Source organism: Massilia sp. KIM (genome assembly GCF_002007115.1).
GTDB lineage: Bacteria > Pseudomonadota > Gammaproteobacteria > Burkholderiales > Burkholderiaceae_D > Telluria.
This window is the reverse complement of the sequence record NZ_MVAD01000001.1, coordinates 1,877,747-1,896,786: the sequence shown is the minus strand read 5'-3', so window position 1 is coordinate 1,896,786 and position 19,040 is coordinate 1,877,747. Positions and strand designations below refer to the sequence as shown.

Below are 19,040 nucleotides of genomic sequence, written 5' to 3'. Positions count from 1 at the left end.
CCCATGCTAGTGCGCGGCCTGCGGCCCGGCTTGACGGCGCTCAGGCGTGCGCGGGTGGGAGCCCGGCATCCGGCACGCGGCGCGACCGGGACCGGGACCGGGACCGGGCTTTACAAGAGAAAAGCATGTTTACGATGATCCTCCTGCTGTACCTCCAACAGTACCGCGACGTGAGCCTGGAGAGCAGCAGCCTGCGCGGCGAGTTCGCCACCAAGAAGGAGTGCGAGAGGGCGGCGCAGCGCCTGCGCGGCCCGCTGCCCACGCCCGACGGCTATGCGGCGGCCTGGCACGACGTGATCTGCATCCCGATCAACCGCAACGTCAGGGTCAACGAAGGCAAGCCGGTGGACCTGGGGCGCCTGCTGCAGGACCGGCCGCCGGTCGTGTGCGAGGCCACCGGGGCCTGGCGCCGGGTGCAGGAGCTGTGCGCTCCCTCCAAGGCGGCGCAGCCGCCGCAGACCTCGCGCGCGCCGGCTGGCGCGAACCGCAAGTCCGGTTAGTCGGGCCTGAAGCTGGCCTGGGCCGGGCAGCGGATCGTGCCGGCCGTGCCTTCGCCGCCCAGCTTGTCGAACTGGAGCTCGCCGCCGCGGTCGCGCACGTAGTCGAGGGCGCTCGGCACCGGCTTGACGCTGCCGCCGGTGCGGCAGAACACGCGGTTGCCGATGCGGAAGCGGTAGATCGTGGTGCCGTCCGGCGCGGTGTAGCTCTCGCGCGTCATGGTGCGCGCATGGTCCTTGTAGGCCACCGCCACGCGCTCGCTGAAGCGCGACCAGCCGCCTTCCGGCGCCCGCAGCTCGGCGGGCTTGTTCTCGCGCAGCGCGCGGTCGGCGTCGCCCGCGGCCAGGCGCGCCCGCTCGGCCAGGCCCGGCGCCCTGGCATCCCCCTGGGCCGGCGGATCGTCCATCGGCCGCGCGGCGGGCGCCGCCGGCGCATCCGGGAACGGTGCGGGTCCCGTGATCGCTTGCGGCTCGGTTGCGGTCCTCGTCGCCGCGCGCCGCCCGGCCTCGCGCGGACGCAGCGGACGCGCCGCCAGCGGCGGCAAGGCGCGCTCGCGGCGGGCATCGGCCGGCGCCGACAGCGGGGCGGGAATCAGCATGAATTCACGCACTCGCTGCTCGTCCGGCGCCGGCGGCGGCCCGGAGGCCGTGCGCCACAGCCAGGCCAGCAGCAGGTGCGCCCCGATCGTGAGCGCGAGCGGCCAGGCCGGGGCGCGCCGGCCCATCAGGCCCGGTTGCGCGCGCATCCGGGCCTCAGGACTTCGGCGCCGTCATGGTCTTCCTGATCGCCACGCAGCGCTGGTCCTCCTGCAGGGCGTCGAGCAGCGAGCGGCGGGTGAAGGCAGACAGGTCCTTCATCTGGTCCGCCGCGCGCGACAGGCGCTGCACGCTTTGCGGCGTGCAGGTGGCCGGGATCATGGCGCTCGAATAGGCGCGCATGTAGACCGGGCCGGTGGCCTTGTCGAGCGCCGGCAGGCTGGCCAGCCGCTTGTCCGCGGTCTGCTCGGCGAGCTGGACCTGCTCGGCCGGGTACAGGTGGTTCATGGCGGTGCGCACCTTGGAGAACGGCAGCTTGGTCTTGTGGTCCTCGATGGTGGCCAGCCATTCGGCCTTCACCTTCGGATCCGGACGCGCCACGGTGGCGGCGACGGCGGCGCCCTGGCCGCTGTCGGATTTGTCGCGCGCCGCCTCGGCCTCCACCAGCGCTGCGGCGTTCGGGTAGCCGAAGCGGCTCAGGCGGCCGATGATGGCCCAGCGCTGGTCCTGGTTGATCTGCAGGCCGGCGCCATCCTGCTTGCCATCCAGGAGGCCGGCCAGGCGGGCCAGGGCGTCCTCGCTGCTGGCCAGGTTCAGGTAGGCCCCGAACCAGCGGCGCTGGAAGTTGTCGTTGCCCTTGTAGGCGAGCACGCCCTTCCAGGCCATGTCCTCGAGCGCCCGGGTGGTCTGCTTGACGTAGGCCTGGTCGAGGTTCATCGCGTCCAGGTAGTTCTTGGACGCGACGATCTTGCCCACCACGTCGCCGAGCAGGGTGTAGTCCTTCTCCTGGGGCGCGTTGTTCAGCGCCACCTTGATGAATTCGTCGAGCGGCAGCTTGGCGTCGCGCACGCCGTCCCACAGGCTTTGCCACAGCATGGCGCGCAGCAGCGGGTCCTCGACCTGGGCCAGGCTGGTCTTCGCGGTCTCGAAGGAGCGCTGGTCGAGCTGGACTTTCACGAAGCCCCAGTCCTGGTAGTTCGGGTAGACCAGGTCGGGGCAGGCGCTGCCGTTCAGGGCCGGGACGGCGGTCCTGGCGCCCTTGTAGGTGACCGGCTGGTTCTTGATCAGCGAAAGCTTGCCGCCGTCGAGCTTGAAGGCGGCGACCTGGACGCGCTGCTCGCGCAGGGTCGGCAGTTCCTTGCTCGGCGCGCTCTGGGCCAGCGCGAAGTTGCCGATCTTGCCGCCCTGGCAGGTGTAGGAGGCGGCGATGGTGTTCACGCCCGCCTCGTACAGCCATTCCCTGGTCCAGCCGCTCAGGTCGCGGCCGGCGGCGTCGCCCAGGCTCTTGACGAAGTCCTGCAGGGTGGCGTTGCGCCACTGGTACTTGACCAGGTAGTTGTGCACGCCCTTGCGGAAGGTCTCTTCGCCCAGCAGGTGGCGCAGTTGCTTCAGGGTCGAGGCGCCCTTCGAATAGGTGATGGCGTCGATGTTGTCGAAGGCGTTGGCCGACGAGGGCACCGGCACCTCGATCGGGTGGGTGGTGACCTTCTGGTCCTGCACGTAGGCGGCGCCCTTGCCGGTCTGGTAGAAGGACTGCCAGGCGTCCTTGAACTCGGTCGCCTCGGCGGTGGCCAGGGTGCCCATGAAGGACGCGAAGCTCTCGTTGAGCCACAGGCCGTTCCACCACTTCATGGTGACCAGGTCGCCGAACCACTGGTGGGCCATCTCGTGCATGATGACGGCGGCCAGGCGCTGCTTCTGCTCGGCCGTCATCGCGGCCTTGTACAGGAAGCCGGCTTCGGCGAAGGTCACGGCGCCGGCGTTCTCCATCGCGCCGTACAGGAAGTCCGGCACCAGGAGCTGGTCGTATTTCTCGAACTGGTAGGGGATGCCGAAGTAGTCTTCGAAGAACACCAGGCCGTTCTTCGTGTAGCGGAACCAGTCTTCCGGCGTCACCTGGGGGGCGACCGACTGGCGCGCGAACAGGCGCATCGGGTAGCGCGCGCTGTTGTCTTCCCACACCTTGTAGGGACCGGCGTGCAGCGAGAAGTTATAGGGGCTCAGCTTCTTGGTCGTCTTGAAGGTCCAGCGGCGGTTCGCGCCCTGGTCGGCGATGGCGGTTTCGCGGGTGGTGGTGATCACCTGCCAGTCGCTCGGCGCCGTCACGGTGACGGTATAGGTGGCCTTCAGGTCGGGCTGGTCGAACACGGCGAACATCTGGTGCGCGGCGGCCGGCTCGAAGTGCGAGTAGGTGTAGACGCGGCCGTCGACCGGATCGACCATGCGGTGCAGGCCTTCGCCGTTGGTGCTGTGCAGGCGCTCGTAGTCGACCACCACGGTATTGCGGCCCTTGACCAGGTCCTTGGGCGCGATGGTGATGAACCAGTTGTTGTAGCGCGCGTCGACCTTCTTGCCGTTAACGGTGACCGATTTCACGGTGGCCTTGTCGAGGTCGATGGTGAGCGGGGCGTCGAGGTCCTTCAGGTCGAAGCTCGCGGTGGTGGTGCCGGCGAAGCTTTCCTTGCCGGTGAGGGTGAAGTCCAGCACGTAGTCCACGTTCGACACCCGGGTCGCGCGGATCGCGGCGTCTTCCTGCGACAGGTAGGCGTTCTCGGCGCGCGGGGCGCTCGGCGCGGCCTGGGCGGCGCTGCCGAAGACGAAGGCGGAAGCGATGGCCAGGGCCATCACGCGGCGTGCGGGAAAGTTCACGGTTGCTCCTCTCTGGGGAAGGGCGCATCGGGTGCGCAAAATAATAATCGCGCAAGAATAGCATGGGGTAGAGGGCGTTCACACCACATGCATATCGAGTTTTAGAACGTATGTACGGGTCGCGGCAGGTTCTCCGCAAGCCGAAAAACCTCGTTTCCGGAGCCCCCAAAGCGTCATTCTTGCGGTCCAAGAACGTCGTCCACGCGGCCCAAAGACCTTTTCCGCGCCGCCCAAAAACATCTTCCGCGCCGCCCAAAAACATCTTCCGCGCGGCCCCAAAACGTTATCCCCGCGGCCCAAAAACGTCATCCCCGCAGCCCACAAACGTCATCCCCGCAGCCCAAAAACGTCATCCCCGCGGCCCCAAAACGTCATCCCCGCAGCCCAAAAACGTCATCCCCGCGAAGGCGGGGATCCAAGTTTGCGTGCGTCGCCGCTGCGCTGAGAAACTTGGATCCCCGCCTGCGCGGGGATGACGATTTAAACGTTAACGAGGTTTGTTAAGCCTGCAGCGCCGGATAGTCGGTATAACCTTCCGCACCGGCGTGATAGAACAGCTCCGGACGCGGCGTATTCAGCGGCGCGTTTTCTTTCAGGCGCTTGGGCAGGTCCGGGTTGGCGATGAACCACACGCCGAAGGCCACGGCATCCGCCTCGCCCGAGGAGATCAGCTGTTCCGCGCTCTCGCGGGTCAGCTTCTCGTTGGCGATGTACACGCCGCCGAATTCCTTCTTCAGCAGCGGGCGCAGGCTGTCCTCGCCGATCGCTTCGCGCGCGCAGATGAAGGCGATCTTGCGCTTGCCCAGTTCGCGCGCCACGTAGCCGAAGGTCTCCGCCGGGTTCGAGTCGCCCATGTCGTGCGAATCGCGGCGCGGCGCCAGGTGCATGCCGACGCGGTCCGCGCCCCACACCTCGATGCAGGCGTCGGTCACTTCCAGCATCAGGCGCGCGCGGTTCTCCACCGAGCCGCCGTACTGGTCGGTGCGCTGGTTGGTCTTGTCTTGCAGGAACTGGTCGAGCAGGTAGCCGTTGGCGCCATGGACCTCGACGCCGTCGAAGCCCGCCTTCTTGGCGTTCTCCGCGCCCTTGCGGTAGGCCGCGACGATGTCCGCGATCTCCGCGGTTTCCAGCGCGCGCGGGGTGGCGTACTCACGCTTCGGACGCACCAGGCTCACGTGGCCGGCCGGGCGGATCGCCGAGGGGGCGACCGGCGCGGCGCCGTCCAGGAACACCGGATCCGAGATGCGGCCCACGTGCCACAGTTGCAGCATGATGCGGCCGCCCGCCTTGTGCACCGCGTCGGTGACGATCTTCCAGCCTGCCACCTGCTCGTCCGACCAGATGCCCGGGGTGTCGGCATAGCCCACGCCCATCGGGGTCACGGCGGTCGCTTCGGACAGGATCAGGCCGGCCGACGCACGCTGCACGTAGTATTCGGCCATCAGGGCGTTCGGCACGCGGCCGGGGCCGATGGCGCGCGAGCGGGTCAGCGGCGCCATCACGATGCGGTTCGGCAGCTCGAGGGCGCCCACTTTGATGGGGTCAAACATTGTCGTCATTCGGTACTCCTACAGTCCGTCGTTCAGTTGATCGAGGAAAGCCTGGATGACCTCCTCGTTGCGTTGGTAGAAGACCCATTGGGCGACGCGCCGCGTGCTCACCAACCCGGCGCGCTGCAGCGTCGCCAGGTGGGCCGAGACGGTGGACTGGGACAGGCCGGTGCGCCTGTCGATCAGGCTGCAGCACACGCCGAAGTCGAGCGGGTGCTCCTGCTCGGCGAAGTGCTGCTGCGGGTCCTTCAGCATCTGCAGGATTTTCCGCCGCACCGGGTTGGCCAGGGCCTTGTGGATCGCGTCGATGTCCATGGTGTCTTCCTTATATCGGATTTTTACGATCCGAATATCGTCATCTTACGATATACGGAAAAAGTTTGCAGGGAGTGGGCAAAAACCGGGTGGGGAGGGGCTGCTATACTCGCCGCTTTTCGCAACAGACGGGGAGTGCGGATGAGTTGGCTATATCTGTTCATCGCGGGTTTGCTGGAGGTGGCCTGGGCGGTCGGCCTCAAATACACCGCCGGTTTCACCCGGCTCTGGCCTTCGGTGTTCACCCTGGTCACGATGGCGGGCAGCGTCGGCATGCTGGGCCTGGCCCTGCGCCAGCTGCCGCTGGGAACCGCCTACGCGGTGTGGACCGGCATCGGCACCATCGGGACCGCGGCCTTCGGGATGGTCCTGCTGAACGAACCGGCCGGCGCGATGCGCCTGCTGGCGATCGGCATGATCGCCGGCGGCATCGTGCTGCTCAAGCTCCTGTCGCCGGCTTGACGCGGCCTGAGGCGTCCGGCTTACTGGCCGAAGCCCGGGTTCGGGCGGGTCAGGTAATACCATTCCTTGTTGGCCAGGGCTTTCGCGTCCGGGAACAGGATGCGGCCCGAGAACTCGGCCAGCACCGGGGTGCCGTCGGCGCGCACGCCGATCTGCTCGCCCTCGCTGACCGGATCGAAGCTCGACCACGGGCGGGTGAAGCGGTCGTCCGCATGCAGCTTGTCGTGCACCACCACCATCGACAGGGCCTCGATCTCTTCGCGCGGCGCCGGTTGCGGCGCGGGCGCGTCGATCAGGCCGTGGAAGGCGAGGGTGTTCATGATCGCGGTATAGGCCACGTCCTGGCCCTGCGGGTCGGCGTGCTGGCCGCACTCCAGGGTCAGCGCGTAGCCGCCGGTGCTGCGCATGTATTCGGTGGTGCCGACGCCGTAGCGCAGCACGGTCTTGAGCTCGTCGGCGTCGCGCGAACGGCGCTGCACGCCGGCGCCGTAGGTCGCCAGCCAGCCGTCGACGAAGCGGCGCACGCCCAGGCGCAGGGCCCAGGCGCGTTCCTTCTCGGCGTGGCGGAAGGGCTGCAGCTCGCCTTCGTTGTTCTCGGGGCCGACCATCACGAAGGGCTGGCCGGGGGCGTTGAAGGTGTGCAGGTCGAGCAGCACGTCGTGCTGGGCCAGCAGGGGGCAGAGCCAGTTGGCGACATGGTCCTCGAAGTCCTGCGGTTCGCTCTTGGGGAAGAGGTCGCGGTTCAGGTTGCGGTCGCCGTTGCGCTCGCCCTTGGCGTAGGCCAGCGGGTTCACGACCGGCACGAAGGTGAGGCTGCCGGCCTGGATGTGCAGCTTGCCGCCGTCGATCTCCTCCATCACGCGCAGGATCGCCTTGGTGCCGGCCACCTCGTTGCCATGGGTCGCCCCCATGATGATCAGGCGCGGGCCCGGGGCCATGCCGGTGTAGTTGACGGATTTGAACTGGAACTTGCGGGAGGAAGTCATTGCGTGCGTGGGCTGAGGTGGAAAGGGTGGCGGCTATTTTAAATGACAATGCTGGCGCCGGCACGGCGGCCGTGGCATGATCCGCTTCCTCCCCCGCAATTGACGAGAGCATGAGCAGTTCCCGCATCCACGGCCTCGACACCCTGCGCGCGATCGCGGTCAGCCTCGTCGTGCTGCATCACTACGTGCTGTTCGTGACCGACCGGCCCACCTTCGGCTGGGTCGGCGAGATCGGCTGGGCCGGCGTGGACCTGTTCTTCGCGCTGTCCGGCTACCTGATCGGCAACCAGATCTTCAAGGCGATCGCCGGCGGGGAGGGGCTGTCCTTGAAGCGCTTCTACGCGCGCCGCCTGCTGCGTACCCTGCCGAACTACTGGGTGGTGCTGGCCCTGTACTTCCTGTGGCCGGCCTTCCGCGGCGACGGGCCGCTGCTGCCGCTCTGGAAATACCTGAGCTTCATCCAGAACCACCACCTGGAACCGGGAACGGCGTTCTCGCACTCGTGGTCGCTGGCGATCGAGGAGCAGTTCTACATGCTGCTGCCGGCCCTGGCTCTGCTGGGTGCGGCGGTCAGCCGTTCGCTGCGCGGCGCCTGGCTGGCGATCCTGCTGGCCTTCGCGGCCGGCATGCTCACCCGCGACTGGCTGTGGCGCGACGTGGTCGCGGGGGAGCGCTACTGGATGCACCACTACTTCAAGTACATCTATTACTCGAGCTTCTGCCGCTTCGACGAGCTGCTGGCCGGCGTCGCCGTCGCCCTGCTGCGCAATGGCCATCCCCAGGCCTGGGCGCGCCTGACCCGGCATGGCGACCTGCTGGGCGCGGCCGGCCTGGCGATCACTGGCCTGGCCTTCTGGTGGTTCGTGCAGGACCGCTACGGGCATGCCCCGACCGTGTTCGGCTTCCCCCTGCTGGGACTCGGTTTCTCGCTCCTGATCGTGGCCGCCGTCTCGGCCGGCTCCCTGCTCAACCGGGTGCGGGTGCCAGGGGCCGGCGCGCTGGCCCTGTGGTCTTACGCCATCTACCTGTTGCACAAGCAGGTCTGCGTGCTGGGCGCCGGGTGGCTGGCCGAGCGCGGCGTGGGGCCGGAATCGCCGCTCGCGATCGGGCTGCTGCTGGCTTTGTCCGTATTCACGGGCTGGCTGCTGTACCGCCTGGTCGAGACGCCCTTCATGGCGCTGCGCGAACGCTGGGTGCCGGGCAATACCGCCCGTCCGGCCGCGCGCCCGGTCGAAATTTGAGGCAGCGCAGACCGCCCGTTTGCGGCCGAGCAAAGCCTTGATAACCGACAAACTCGTGAACGAGCGCTCTGTGAGCATGGACTTTTTCAGGAGGGCTCATGCTTTACTTATATAGAATCTTGGGCAGATCAGCCGCGGCGGCGCCGCGCGTCGACGCCGCCGCGCCCACCGGGGACCAGGACGCCGCCTGCCTGGCGGGATGGCTGCTGGCGGCCATGCGCCTGCTGCCGCTGCGCTGAGGCCTCAGAACGGCGGCTCGGCGTCCCGGACCGGAACCTGATCGAGGTCCACCTCGGTCAGCACCAGGCCCGCCAGGTCGAGTTCCGCCAGCAGGGCGTCGGTCTCGAAGGTGGCGTAGGCGCGCGCGTTGCTCGCCTTGGCCGAGACCAGCATGATGGGCAGGGCCGGGAAGTGCGGCGCCAGCCTTTCCAGCAGCACGTCGCCGACGCCGGGGCGCACGTAGCTCGGATGGGGAAAGGCGAGCACCATGCGGATCCCGCGCACCATGGTGACGGCGGTCGAGACGATGCGCACGGCGCGGCTTAGTGGCGGGCTTCGATCACGCCGAAGCCGGCCGGCGCGTCGGCCAGCCAGGCCAGCACCGCGTGCGACTGGATCGCGAGGTCCAGCCCGGCGTTGGCGGCGATGGCCTCGCGCAGTCCCGGGACCACGTTCGGCGTGTGCGGGCTGCGATAGGCTTCGATCAGCAGGCGCACCAGGTCGGCCGGCGCGTCGGCGCGGCGCAGGCGCGACTCGATCACCGCCAGCAGGGCGCGCTGCATGCGCGGCGTGGGGTTGCGGATGTGGGCGAACACGAACGGGGTGTTCGAGATCGCCGTGCACACCACGGTTTCCATCTCCTCGGCCGAGAGGTCCGAGGCGACGTCGAAATAGGCCTTGTTCCAGCGCGTGCGCGGGTAGGCGTGACCGGGCGGGAAGGCGTCGACGGTTTCCAGGCCCAGGGCGCGGCTGGCGCGGGAGAGCAGGTCGGCAAGCGTGTCTAGCAGCGGCATGGCGAAACGGAAGGTGGTACGGAAAGAGAGGGCAGTGTAGCGCAAGCCCGTTCGCCGCGCCAAAAAAGGAACGGCCGCCCATCTGGGGCGGCCTTGAAGAGGCGGTCGCGCGGGACGCGGGCGTGCGTCCCGCCGCGACGGCGTCAGGTGAAGCGGCCGGCGCGGAAATCCTCGACCGCCTGGTACAGCTCTTGTTCGGTGTTCATGACGAAGGGACCGTATTGCGCGATCGGCTCGTTCAGCGGGCGGCCGGCCAGCACCAGCACGCGGGCCGGCGCGGACGCCTTGATGCGCACGCCGTCGGCGCCCGGCGCGTTGTCGAGGATCGCCATTCGACCCGACGACACGCCCTTGCTATCGACGACCACTTCGCCGCGGAACACGTAGACGAAGGCGTTGTGCCCCGCCGGGATCGGCTGGTCGACCGTCACGCCGGTCGGGATCTCGAGGTCGAGATAGAGCGGCTCGGTGTGGGCGCGCTGCACAGCGCCGTCGACGCCGTGGGTGCTGCCGGCGATCACCTGCACGGTGACGCCGCCCTCGAGCGCGAAGCGCGGCACTTCCTCGGTCGGGATGTCGCGGTACCAGGGTTCGCTCATCTTGTCCTTGGCGGGCAGGTTGAGCCACAGCTGGAAGCCTTCCATCAGGCCTTCGTTCTGCTCCGGCATCTCGGAGTGGGCCACGCCGCGGCCGGCCGTCATCCACTGCACGCCGCCGTCGGTCACCAAGCCTTCGTGGCCGGCGCTGTCGCGGTGGCGCATGCGCCCGTGCAGCATGTAGGTCACGGTCTCGAAGCCGCGGTGCGGATGCTCGGGGAAGCCGGCGATGTAGTCGCCCGGCTTGTCGCTGCCGAAGGCGTCGAGCATCAGGAAGGGATCGAGGCGGCGCTGCAGGGGGCCGGTCAGCACGCGGTTGATTCTCACTCCCGCGCCGTCCATCACGGACTGGCCGGCGACGATGCGCTCGACGCCGCGCGTCTTCGCAATCGCCTGGGCCTGTACTGTCTTGGTCATGCCATTCTCCTGTTGGTTGCCGCCCCGTTCCTTGGGGCGGCGTGGATTATGCCAGCGCTGCGTCGATGGCGGCGTTGGCTTCCTGCTGGCCTTTGGCGGCCGCGTCCGGACCCATTGCCATGCCCGACGAGTAGATGAAGGTGTGGTCGGTCATGCCCAGGAAGTTCAGCAGCATGCGCAGCTGCGGCACTTGCGGGTCGGCGTCGGTCGGGTAGACACCGCCGCGCGAGGTGGCCACGTAGACCTTCTTGTTCTTCAGCAGGCCTTCCGGGCCGGTCTCAGTGTAGCGGAAGGTCACGCCGGCGCGGGCGATGGCGTCGAACCAGCCCTTGAGCTGCACCGGCATGCTGAAGTTGTACATCGGGGCGCCGATCACGATCACGTCGGCGGCCTGGGCTTCGGCGATCAGGGCGTCGTCCAGGGCCACGCGGGCAGCCTGCTCGGCGTTGCGCTGTTCGGCCGGGGTGAACAGGGCGCCGACGGCGGCGCCGTCCAGCAGCGGGTGCGGGTTGGCGCCGAAGTCGCGGCGCACCACGGTGGCGCCCGGGTTCGAGGCCAGCAGCTTGTTCACGATGTGGTTGGTGACGCGGGTCGATTCCGAATCATTGCCGCGGACGCTGGAGGTGATGTGCAGGATGTTCATGGTGTGTCCCTTCGTTTCCAAGAAAAGTTTCGATGGAGCACACTTTAGCAATCCCAAAATCATTGCGGAAGACGTTAGAATGGATAACATTTTCCCGTCAATGGAACAATCATGGACGTAGAACCGAATGACCTGCTGCTCTTCGCCCGGATCGTCGAGGCCGGCAGCTTCAGCCGCGCGGCCGAGCGCGTGGACCTGCCCAAGTCGACCGTGTCGCGCCGCCTGGCGCTGCTCGAGGAGCGCCTCGGCGAGCGCCTGCTGCAACGGACCACGCGCAAGCTGGTGGTGACCGAGTTCGGCGCCATCCTGCTCGAGCACGCGCGCCGCGTGCTGGAGGAAGTCGAGGCGGCCGGCGCCCTGGCCCAGCACCGCCAGCAGCAGCCGAGCGGCAAGCTGCGCATCTCGGCCCCGGCCGATTTCGCCAACGCCGGCCTGAACGACGTGGTGGCGCGTTTTTTGGCCGCCTATCCGGCGGTGTCGATCGAGATGGACCTGACCCCGCGCCGGGTCGACCTGGTAGCGGAGCGCTTCGACATCGCGATCCGCATGGGCGACCTGCCGGACGACGCGACCCTGAGCGCGCGCCCGATCACGCTGGAGCAGCCGGCCCTGTACGCCTCGCCCGGCTACCTGGCGCGCCACGGCTTTCCCGAGCACCCGGACGACCTGCTCGAGCACGAGGTGCTGTGCATCCTGAGCCGGCACGGCGGGGCAGCGCCCTGGACCCTGACGCGCGGAAAAGTGAAGTGGGAGCGCTCGCTGAGCGCGCGCATGCTGGCCAATTCGCCGGACATGCTGGCGCGCCTGGCCGCGCGCGGCTCCGGCATCGCGATCAGTTCGGTGCTGTTCGCCGAGCCCTATGTGCAGACGGGGGAACTGGTGCGCGTGTTGCCGGAATGGGAGATGCCCGGCTCGAACGGCTGGGCGGTGTTCCCGAGCCGTAAACTCATGCCGGCCAAGACCCGCGCCTTCCTGGAGATGATCGGCGCCCTGTGCCGCGAGAAGGGGCACCACCTGCATCCCATGTACGAGCCGGAAACCGGCGCCGGCGCGACGCCGGAAACGCTCAGTTGACCGGGCGGTCGCCCATGGTCTCGCCCAGGCGCACCGGGCGCTCGGGCGACCAGTCGGGGTCGAAGGCGATGGCGCCGCGGCGGAACAGCATCACCACGGTGGAGCCGAGCAGGAAGCGGCCCATTTCCTCGCCTTTCCTGAGCACGATCTGCTGGTCGTCGTAGCGCCACTCGCAGATGCGCGGCATGCGCGGCGGATTGACCACGCCGTGCCAGACGGTGGCCATGCTGCCGACGATGGTCGCGCCCACCAGGGTCATCACGAAAGGCCCGTGCTCTTCGGACTCGAACACGCAGACAACGCGCTCGTTGCGCGCGAACAGGCCCGGCACGCCGCGCGCGGTGGTCGGGTTCACCGAGAACAGCTTGCCCGGCACGTAGATCATGCGCGTCAGCCGCCCGTCGCAGGGCATGTGGATGCGGTGGTAATCCTTGGGGCTCAGGTAGAGGTTGGCGAAGTGGCCGTGCTGGAAATGTGCGGCCAGCGACTCGTCGCCGCCTACCAGTTCGGCCGTGGTGAACTTGTGGCCCTTGGCCTGGAAGATGTGGTGGTCGTCGATGTCGCCGAACTGGCTGATCGCGCCGTCCACCGGGCAGACGAAGTCGGCCACCGCCAGCGGCCGCGCGCCCGGGCGCAGCGGACGGGTGAAGAACTCGTTGAAGCTGGCGTAGCTTGCGATGTCCGGATTTTCCGCCTCGTCCATGTTGACGCCGTACTTGCCGACGAACCAGCGGATCAGTCCGGTGGTCATGGAGCCGCCCTTGGCGCCCGCGACGCGGCCGGCCAGGTTGGTGATCGCTGATTTCGGCAGCACGTATTGGGGCAGGACTTTTATCCGGGACACTTTGGTAGGCCTCTAGGTTTGCAAACGATGGCGCATTATAGCGGCGATAACGTACAGCAACGCAGGTTTATCGGAAAGCCTGGGGGCAGTGTACCGCAGTGTGCGCCGGTCACAGGATTCGCCAGTCATGCGTGCATCATGCCGGGTGCATGGACCGCCCCATGCCAGGCAAGGCCCGCGTCCATCCTGCTTCGTAATGGAAGTTGGCATTGCTATGCTGTGGCAATAAGATGTTCCGAATGTAGTTTACACATTGCTATTCTGTGGAATATAGTCGTTCTCACAATTTGAACAACTATTTCTGGAGAGTAGAGCATGGCCTTGCCTTATCCGCGTTTTCTGGCAGTACTCGTGGCCGGGCTCTGCGCCCAGGCATCCGCCCAGGACCAGGGCGTCAAGGCTGGTGTCCAGCAGGTGGAGGTGAAGGGCGGCGCCTACGACCCGCGCCGCGACGACACGGCCGCCCGCATCGTGGTCGGGCGCGAGGACATCGCCCGCTACGGCGACGGCAGCCTGGCCGAGGTCCTCAAGCGCATTCCCGGGGTCACGGTCACCAGCACGGGTGGCCGCAGCACCGAGATCCGTATGCGCGGCCTGGGCGGCGGCTATACCCAGATCCTGCTGGACGGCGAACGCGCCCCGGCCGGCTTCTCGATCGACAATCTGGCGCCCGAGCTGATCGAACGCATCGAAGTGCTGCGCGTGGCGACCGCCGAGTTCTCGACCGAATCGGTGGCCGGCACCATCAACATCGTGCTGCGCAAGACCCCGCGCAAGCGCGAGCGCGAATTCAAGCTCGGCCAGCTGCTGGCCAGCGACTTTCATGGCCCCAGCTTCAGCACCCAGGTGGCCGAGCGCGGCGAGCGCTCATCCTGGTCGTTCACGGCCAGCGGCAACCACGACAGCATGTCGCGCGACTGGAGCGGCTACCAGGAGAATGTGCGGCCTGACGGCGTGACCGACCTGCTGCGCACCACCTACACGCCGGAACATGGCAGCATGAACCGGCTCAACCTGAGCCCGCGCATCAACTGGACCCTGGAAGACGGTGATACGCTCGCCTGGGAAACCCTGTTCAACAGCAGCAGCTTCCGCAACCACGGCCACGCCCGCATCACGACCTACCTGGGCGCGCCGCCGCAGGCGCCGGACCTGCACACCCATGGCGAGTTCGATGACCGCCTGCTCAAGACCAGCCTGGACTGGACCCGCAGCCTGGCTTCCGGCACCAAGTTGGAGGCCAAGCTGAGCGCCGAGTGGTCTTCGCGCAAGATGTTCGTGTGGCGCCTCGGCAGGGACGCCGCCGGCGAGCCCGAGAGCGACGGCAGCACGCTGTCCGACAGCCACGTGCGCGGCCTGAAGTCGACCGGCAAGGCCACGCGCACCCTGGACGGCGGCCATCTGCTGGCGCTGGGCTGGGACCTCGGGTTCAGCGCCAGTTCCGACATCCGCGCCGAGCGCGACCGGGTGCGGGTGTTCCCGCCGGGCTTCTTGCTGGACGAAGACTTCCGCGCCCGGATCGGCCGCGCCGCGCTCTACGTGCAGGACGAGTGGACCCTCAACCCGCGGCTCTCGGTCTACCTGGGCACGCGCTGGGAGGGCGTGCGCACCCGGGTGATCGGCAGCAGCGTGGTGCCGACCACGGTGCGCTCCAGCGTGCTGAGCCCGATCGTGCAGACCCTGTGGAAGCTGCCGGGCGAAGAGGGCAGGTCCGACCAGCTGCGCCTGGCCCTGAGCCGCACCTACAAGGCGCCGGAACTGGACAGCATCGTGCCGCGCCGCTCCGCCTGGGAGAACAACAGCGCCACCGAAGCCGATTACCAGGGCAATCCGAACCTCAAGCCGGAACTGGCCTGGGGCCTCGACGCCGCCTGGGAGCACTACTGGGCCGAAGGCGCCATGGTCTCGCTCAGCGGCTCGCTGCGGCGCATCGAGGACTACACCAGCAACCGCATCTACTTCGACGGCCTGCGCTGGATCTTCACGCCGGTCAACGAGGACCGCGCGAGCCTGCGCAGCCTCGAGCTCGAGACTAGGTTCCCGCTCAAGGCGCTGCTGGAGGACGCGCCGGCGATCGAGCTGCGGGCCAGCGTCAGCCGCCATTGGTCCGAGGTCGATTCGGTGCCGGGGCCGGACAACCGCATGGAGCAGCAGATCCCCTTGTCGGCCAACCTCGGCCTCGACTACAAGACGGGGCCGCTGGCGGCCGGCGCCAGCCTGGCGCACCGGCGCGGCGGCCGGATCCGGGTGACGGCGAACCGCACTTTCTACCGCTACGCCCACACCGAGCTCGAAGCCTACGCCGCCTGGACCTTCAATCCGAAGCTCCTGCTGCGGCTGAGCGCCGCCAACCTGCTGGCCGAAGCCAACGCCTGGGACCTGACTTATGCCGATCCGGCCTCCGGCGTCGAGAAGCGCGGCTGGCATTATCCGAAAAGCGTGTCGCTGCGCGCCAACCTGGAAATGACGTTCTGAGGCCTCAGCCCAGGCGCAGGGCGGCCGCGCCGGCGGCGATCAGGAGCGCGCCGGCGATGCGTTCGCGCGCGACGCGCTCACGCAGCACCCAGGCGGCGATGGCCACGGCGAAGACGATCGAGGTCTCGCGCAGCGCGGCCACCACCGCAACCGGCGCCAGGGTCATGGCCCACAGCGCGATGCCGTAGGAAGCGGCAGTCGCCGCCCCGCCGCCGAGGGCGACCAGCGGCCTGGCCGCAAGATAGGCCGCGAGGCGCCCGCCGGCCCGGCGCCGGCAGGCGAGCGGGGCGAGCACCCCGGTGAGCAGGAACAGCCAGGCGGTGTAGGCCGCCGGGGCGCCCGAACGGCGCACGCCGAGGCCGTCGACCAGGGTGTAGGCGGCGATCACCAGCGCCGTCGCCAGCGCCAGCGCCGTGCCGCGACGGCGCGCGCGCAGGCCGCCGCCGCCGAGGAAGATCACCAGCCCGCCGGCGCATACCAGGCCGATCGCCAGCACCTGCGCCGGCTGCAGGGCTTCGTTGCCCGCGTTGGCGAGCGCCACCAGCACCGGCGCGGCGCCGCGCATCAAGGGATAGGCGTGGCTGATGTCGGTCTCGCGGTAAGTGGCCGACAGCAGCAGGTAGTAGGCCACCTGGAGCAGGCTGGACGCGGCGATGAAGGGCCAGCTCGCCGCCGCGGGGGCGGGCAGGAAGGGCAGGGCTGCTGCACCCAGCAGGGCGGCGCCGCTGGTGACGGCGAGGGTGGCGAGCAGCTTGTCGGCTTCGGTCTTGATCGCCGCGTTCCAGGCGGCGTGCAGCAGGGCGGCGCACAGCACGGCGGCCAGCACCGCGCCGCTCATGCGGCGGCGCGGTGGGCGCGGAAGTAACGCCGCGCGACGAAGATCGCCACCACCTGCATGGCCGCGCACAGGAAGAAGGTGCTGCCGATCCGCCAGTCGTTCGCCGGCAGGTGGCTGGCGGCGCCCAGGATGGCCGTGCCGACCAGCGGGGTGACGATCACGCCCAGGCTGCTGATCGATTGCAGGGAGCCCATCAGTTCGCCCTGCTGCTCGGGCGGCGTGGCCTTGGACACGATGCCCTGCAGGGCCGGCCCGGCGGCGAAGGCCAGCAGGTTGCACAGGATGAAGACGTACATCATCCAGCCGCGCGTGGCCAGGCCGTACAGCATGTAGGTCACCGCGCCCGAGGCCAGGCCCAGCAGGGCCAGGCGCACCTCGCCAAGACGCCGGATCAGGAAGGCCAGCAGTCCGGCCTGCACCACGGCCGACGCCAGGCCGACGCAGAACATGGCGATGCCGTTGTCGCGCGGCGTCCAGTCAAAGCGGAAGGTGGTGTACAGCACCCAGGTCGATTGCAGCATCATCTGGGCGAAGGTGACCAGGGTGAAGACCACCACCAGGCCGCGGATGTCGCGCCGGCCCACCAGGCGCAGCAGGGCGGCGAGGGGATTCAGGCGCGCCAGCTTGAGCGGCGCGCGCCGGCCGGGCGGCAGCGACTCGGGCACCATGAACCAGCCGTACACCAGGTTGGCGAAGGACAGCGCGGCCGCCACGTAGAAGGGCAGGTGCAGGCCGGCGTCGCCCAGCAGGCCGCCCAGCATCGGGCCGCAGATGAAGCCCAGGCCGAAGGCGGCGCCGATCTTGCCGAAGCTCTTGGCGCGGTTCTCGTGGGTCGAGATGTCGGAGGCGTAGGCCGAGGCCACCGACATGCTGGCCGAGGACATGCCGCCGATGATGCGGCCGACGAACAGCCAGGCCAGGCTGGGCGCCCAGGCGGTGATCAGGAAGTTGAGGGCCATCCCGCCCATCGAATACAGCAGCACCGGCCGGCGGCCGATGCGGTCGCTCAGCGCGCCGAGGGCCGGCATGCACAGGAACTGCAGCAGGCCGAAGGTGGTGGCCAGCACCCCGAACCACAGGGCCTGTTGCTCCTTGCCTTCGACGAACTGGCCCACCATCAGGGGCATCACGGGGACGATCAGGCCAATGCCGAGCATGTCGATGAAGATGCAGACCAGGACGAAGTTCAGGCTCCAGGTGCTGGACTTCTCAAGCGTGGTCGGACTGGACATGGACACCTCGGGCGGGTTGCGGTCCGCCTATCTTAGCATTGCTGAAGAGGCAAGAATCAAGCTTCTCCGGTCGGCTTGCCCAGCCATTCGGCGGCGAAGGCCGCGCGGAAGGATTCGAGATACGCCAGACGCTCCAGCCCGAGCTTGCGGCCGCCCTCGGTCTGCATCTTGCCCGGCAAGGTCGCCAGCTTGACCGCGATATGGTCGAGCGAATAGGACTTGTCGTCGGCGGCGCGGCGCTCGGCCAGCGGGTCGTCCGGATGGGCCAGGCTGCTGCCCATCATGCCGGCGATGTAGAACATGCGCGCCAGGCCGACGGCGCCGAGGGCGTCGAGGCGGTCGGCGTCCTGGACGATCCTGGCTTCGATGCTCTCGGCGGGAATCGCGGCCGAGAAGCTGTGCGCCTCGATCGCATGGGCCACCGCGTCCAGCTTGTCGGCGGGGAAGCCCATCCATCCCAGCTGATGGCGCGCGAGTTGCGCCGAGCGGCGCGAAGCCTGGGCGCGCTCGGGATGGTTCTTGGGCAGGTTGACCAGGTCGTGCAGGTAGCAGGCGGCCAGCACCACCAGCTTGTCGGCTTCGGGATGGTGGGGCAACAGGGCCTGGGCGTTGCGCCACACGCGGTCGAGGTGGTTGGCGTCGTGGGCGCCGTCGTTGCCGGCGGCGCCGGCGGCCAGGGCGGCCAGCTTGGTGCGCCAGCCGGCCAGGTCTTGCGGGACTTCTGTCATGCGGGGTATTCCGTTTCCGTGGTGTCGGGGCTGGGAAAGAGGGCGGCGCGCCGGGAGAGCGCGTCGGCGTCGAGGTTCTTATGGCGCGGCACCCAGACCAGGCGGGCGCCGGGCAGGCGCGCGAGCAGGGCGCGCGCTTCTTTGCGGTAGCTGCGCAGGGACGGCGCGGCGGCGGGTTCGGGCGCGTTCACGTCGTCGATCACGACCTGGCTGTCGCCGTGGATCGCGAGCCCGGCGGCGCCGTGCAGCACGGCTGCGCGCAGCAGCGCGATCAGCGCGCGGTACTCCGCTTCGCTGCTGTTGCCGTGGCCGGCGTCCTGCGAGATGGCGATCCGCTGTCCTTCAGGGCCGGTCAGCACCGCGCCGATGGTGCAGCGGCCCGGATTGGGACGCGCCGAGCCGTCGAACCAGGCCTGCCAGGCGGCCGTCGACGTGCTTGCGCGGCGCTGGCGCGACGCCTGGGCGGCGGCGGCGCGCACTTCGGCGCGCTGCTGCGCATGCGCGCGTTCGGCCTGGCGGCTGGCCAGCAGCTGTTCCAGTCCGGCGGCGCCGGCGCGCAGGCGCAAGGTGTGCTGCAGGGCGCTGGCGAAGCTGATCTTGGCGCGCGCGGCCAGCTGGCGGCTGGCGGCCAGTTCGGCCTTGAACGCGGCGGCCTGCAGGGTGGGGAGGTCGATCATGGCGAGAGCATAACCGGTTTCCCGGCTATTGACACATGTTGAGGGCT

General features: G+C 68.7%; 19 protein-coding genes. 5 read left to right on the top strand and 14 right to left on the bottom strand.

The window, feature by feature from the left end; translation table 11 throughout:
• Positions 1 to 125 precede the first annotated feature (125 nt).
• On the top strand, positions 126 to 500 hold the full coding sequence (locus B0920_RS08130) for a hypothetical protein (RefSeq protein ID WP_078032025.1): 375 nt from the start codon (positions 126 to 128) through the stop codon (positions 498 to 500).
• On the opposite strand, the gene B0920_RS08125 is transcribed toward B0920_RS08130, so the two are convergent.
• From B0920_RS08125 to B0920_RS08110, 4 genes are all read right to left on the bottom strand, one after another.
• Positions 497 to 1,243, bottom strand: a complete 747-nt coding sequence (locus tag B0920_RS08125; protein ID WP_078032024.1) for a hypothetical protein — start codon at positions 1,241 to 1,243, stop codon at positions 497 to 499. The two genes, B0920_RS08130 and B0920_RS08125, sit on opposite strands and share 4 nt — an antisense overlap.
• Before the next feature lie 7 nt (positions 1,244 to 1,250).
• Positions 1,251 to 3,902, bottom strand: coding sequence for an aminopeptidase N (gene pepN / locus B0920_RS08120; RefSeq protein ID WP_229455280.1), 2,652 nt, complete (start codon positions 3,900 to 3,902; stop codon positions 1,251 to 1,253).
• A gap of 500 nt (positions 3,903 to 4,402) precedes the next feature.
• Entirely contained in the window at positions 4,403 to 5,461 is a 1,059-nt protein-coding gene (locus B0920_RS08115) for an alkene reductase (protein ID WP_078032022.1), read from the bottom strand.
• A gap of 9 nt (positions 5,462 to 5,470) precedes the next feature.
• Positions 5,471 to 5,767 (bottom strand): helix-turn-helix transcriptional regulator, encoded by a 297-nt coding sequence (locus tag B0920_RS08110; protein WP_078032021.1) that lies wholly within the window; start codon positions 5,765 to 5,767, stop codon positions 5,471 to 5,473.
• Positions 5,768 to 5,908: 141 nt separating this feature from the next.
• Between B0920_RS08110 and sugE the strand changes: the two genes are divergently transcribed.
• Positions 5,909 to 6,229 carry a quaternary ammonium compound efflux SMR transporter SugE gene (sugE, locus tag B0920_RS08105; RefSeq protein ID WP_078032020.1) on the top strand — a complete coding sequence of 107 codons (321 nt, stop codon included), beginning with the start codon at positions 5,909 to 5,911 and terminating at the stop codon, positions 6,227 to 6,229.
• A gap of 20 nt (positions 6,230 to 6,249) precedes the next feature.
• On the opposite strand, the gene B0920_RS08100 is transcribed toward sugE, so the two are convergent.
• Positions 6,250 to 7,215 carry a succinylglutamate desuccinylase/aspartoacylase family protein gene (locus tag B0920_RS08100; protein ID WP_078032019.1) on the bottom strand — a complete coding sequence of 322 codons (966 nt, stop codon included), beginning with the start codon at positions 7,213 to 7,215 and terminating at the stop codon, positions 6,250 to 6,252.
• Between the two features lie 110 nt (positions 7,216 to 7,325).
• Here B0920_RS08100 and B0920_RS08095 point away from each other — a divergent pair, with 110 nt between their 5' ends.
• Positions 7,326 to 8,456, top strand: coding sequence for an acyltransferase (locus B0920_RS08095; protein WP_078032018.1), 1,131 nt, complete (start codon positions 7,326 to 7,328; stop codon positions 8,454 to 8,456).
• A 243-nt stretch (positions 8,457 to 8,699) separates the two neighbouring features.
• On the opposite strand, the gene B0920_RS08090 is transcribed toward B0920_RS08095, so the two are convergent.
• The 4 genes from B0920_RS08090 to B0920_RS08075 all read right to left on the bottom strand — a co-directional run bounded on the left by B0920_RS08090 (position 8,700) and on the right by B0920_RS08075 (position 11,125).
• Positions 8,700 to 8,990 carry a hypothetical protein gene (locus B0920_RS08090; RefSeq protein WP_078032017.1) on the bottom strand — a complete coding sequence of 97 codons (291 nt, stop codon included), beginning with the start codon at positions 8,988 to 8,990 and terminating at the stop codon, positions 8,700 to 8,702.
• Between the two features lie 8 nt (positions 8,991 to 8,998).
• Positions 8,999 to 9,514: a hypothetical protein gene (locus B0920_RS08085; protein WP_307188901.1), complete on the bottom strand. Its 516-nt coding sequence runs from the start codon at positions 9,512 to 9,514 to the stop codon at positions 8,999 to 9,001.
• Positions 9,515 to 9,612: 98 nt separating this feature from the next.
• On the bottom strand, positions 9,613 to 10,482 hold the full coding sequence (locus tag B0920_RS08080) for a pirin family protein (RefSeq protein ID WP_078032016.1): 870 nt from the start codon (positions 10,480 to 10,482) through the stop codon (positions 9,613 to 9,615).
• A gap of 46 nt (positions 10,483 to 10,528) precedes the next feature.
• The gene (locus tag B0920_RS08075; RefSeq protein WP_078032015.1) at positions 10,529 to 11,125 is read right to left on the bottom strand and encodes an FMN-dependent NADH-azoreductase; all 597 of its coding nucleotides are present in this window, start codon (positions 11,123 to 11,125) and stop codon (positions 10,529 to 10,531) included.
• A 111-nt stretch (positions 11,126 to 11,236) separates the two neighbouring features.
• Between B0920_RS08075 and B0920_RS08070 the strand changes: the two genes are divergently transcribed.
• On the top strand, positions 11,237 to 12,199 hold the full coding sequence (locus B0920_RS08070; RefSeq protein WP_078032014.1) for a LysR family transcriptional regulator: 963 nt from the start codon (positions 11,237 to 11,239) through the stop codon (positions 12,197 to 12,199).
• Here the strand turns inward: B0920_RS08070 and asd are convergent.
• Entirely contained in the window at positions 12,192 to 13,025 is an 834-nt protein-coding gene (gene asd, locus B0920_RS08065; RefSeq protein ID WP_078033340.1) for an archaetidylserine decarboxylase, read from the bottom strand. The genes B0920_RS08070 and asd overlap by 8 nt on opposite strands.
• A gap of 333 nt (positions 13,026 to 13,358) precedes the next feature.
• Here asd and B0920_RS08060 point away from each other — a divergent pair, with 333 nt between their 5' ends.
• On the top strand, positions 13,359 to 15,518 hold the full coding sequence (locus tag B0920_RS08060; RefSeq protein ID WP_078032013.1) for a TonB-dependent siderophore receptor: 2,160 nt from the start codon (positions 13,359 to 13,361) through the stop codon (positions 15,516 to 15,518).
• 4 nt (positions 15,519 to 15,522) lie between these two features.
• Here the strand turns inward: B0920_RS08060 and B0920_RS08055 are convergent, their stop codons facing one another.
• Genes B0920_RS08055 through B0920_RS08040 form a run of 4 tightly spaced genes read right to left on the bottom strand, consistent with a single transcriptional unit; the run spans position 15,523 to position 18,993 of the window.
• Positions 15,523 to 16,356, bottom strand: a complete 834-nt coding sequence (locus B0920_RS08055; protein WP_078032012.1) for an EamA family transporter — start codon at positions 16,354 to 16,356, stop codon at positions 15,523 to 15,525.
• Positions 16,353 to 17,588, bottom strand: coding sequence for an MFS transporter (locus B0920_RS08050; RefSeq protein WP_078032011.1), 1,236 nt, complete (start codon positions 17,586 to 17,588; stop codon positions 16,353 to 16,355). The genes B0920_RS08055 and B0920_RS08050 overlap by 4 nt, the downstream gene beginning before the upstream one ends.
• Before the next feature lie 56 nt (positions 17,589 to 17,644).
• The gene (locus B0920_RS08045) at positions 17,645 to 18,316 is read right to left on the bottom strand and encodes an HD domain-containing protein (RefSeq protein ID WP_078032010.1); all 672 of its coding nucleotides are present in this window, start codon (positions 18,314 to 18,316) and stop codon (positions 17,645 to 17,647) included.
• Entirely contained in the window at positions 18,313 to 18,993 is a 681-nt protein-coding gene (locus tag B0920_RS08040; protein ID WP_078032009.1) for a ribonuclease HI family protein, read from the bottom strand. Before B0920_RS08040 ends, B0920_RS08045 begins: the two co-directional genes overlap by 4 nt.
• Positions 18,994 to 19,040: the final 47 nt, after the last annotated feature.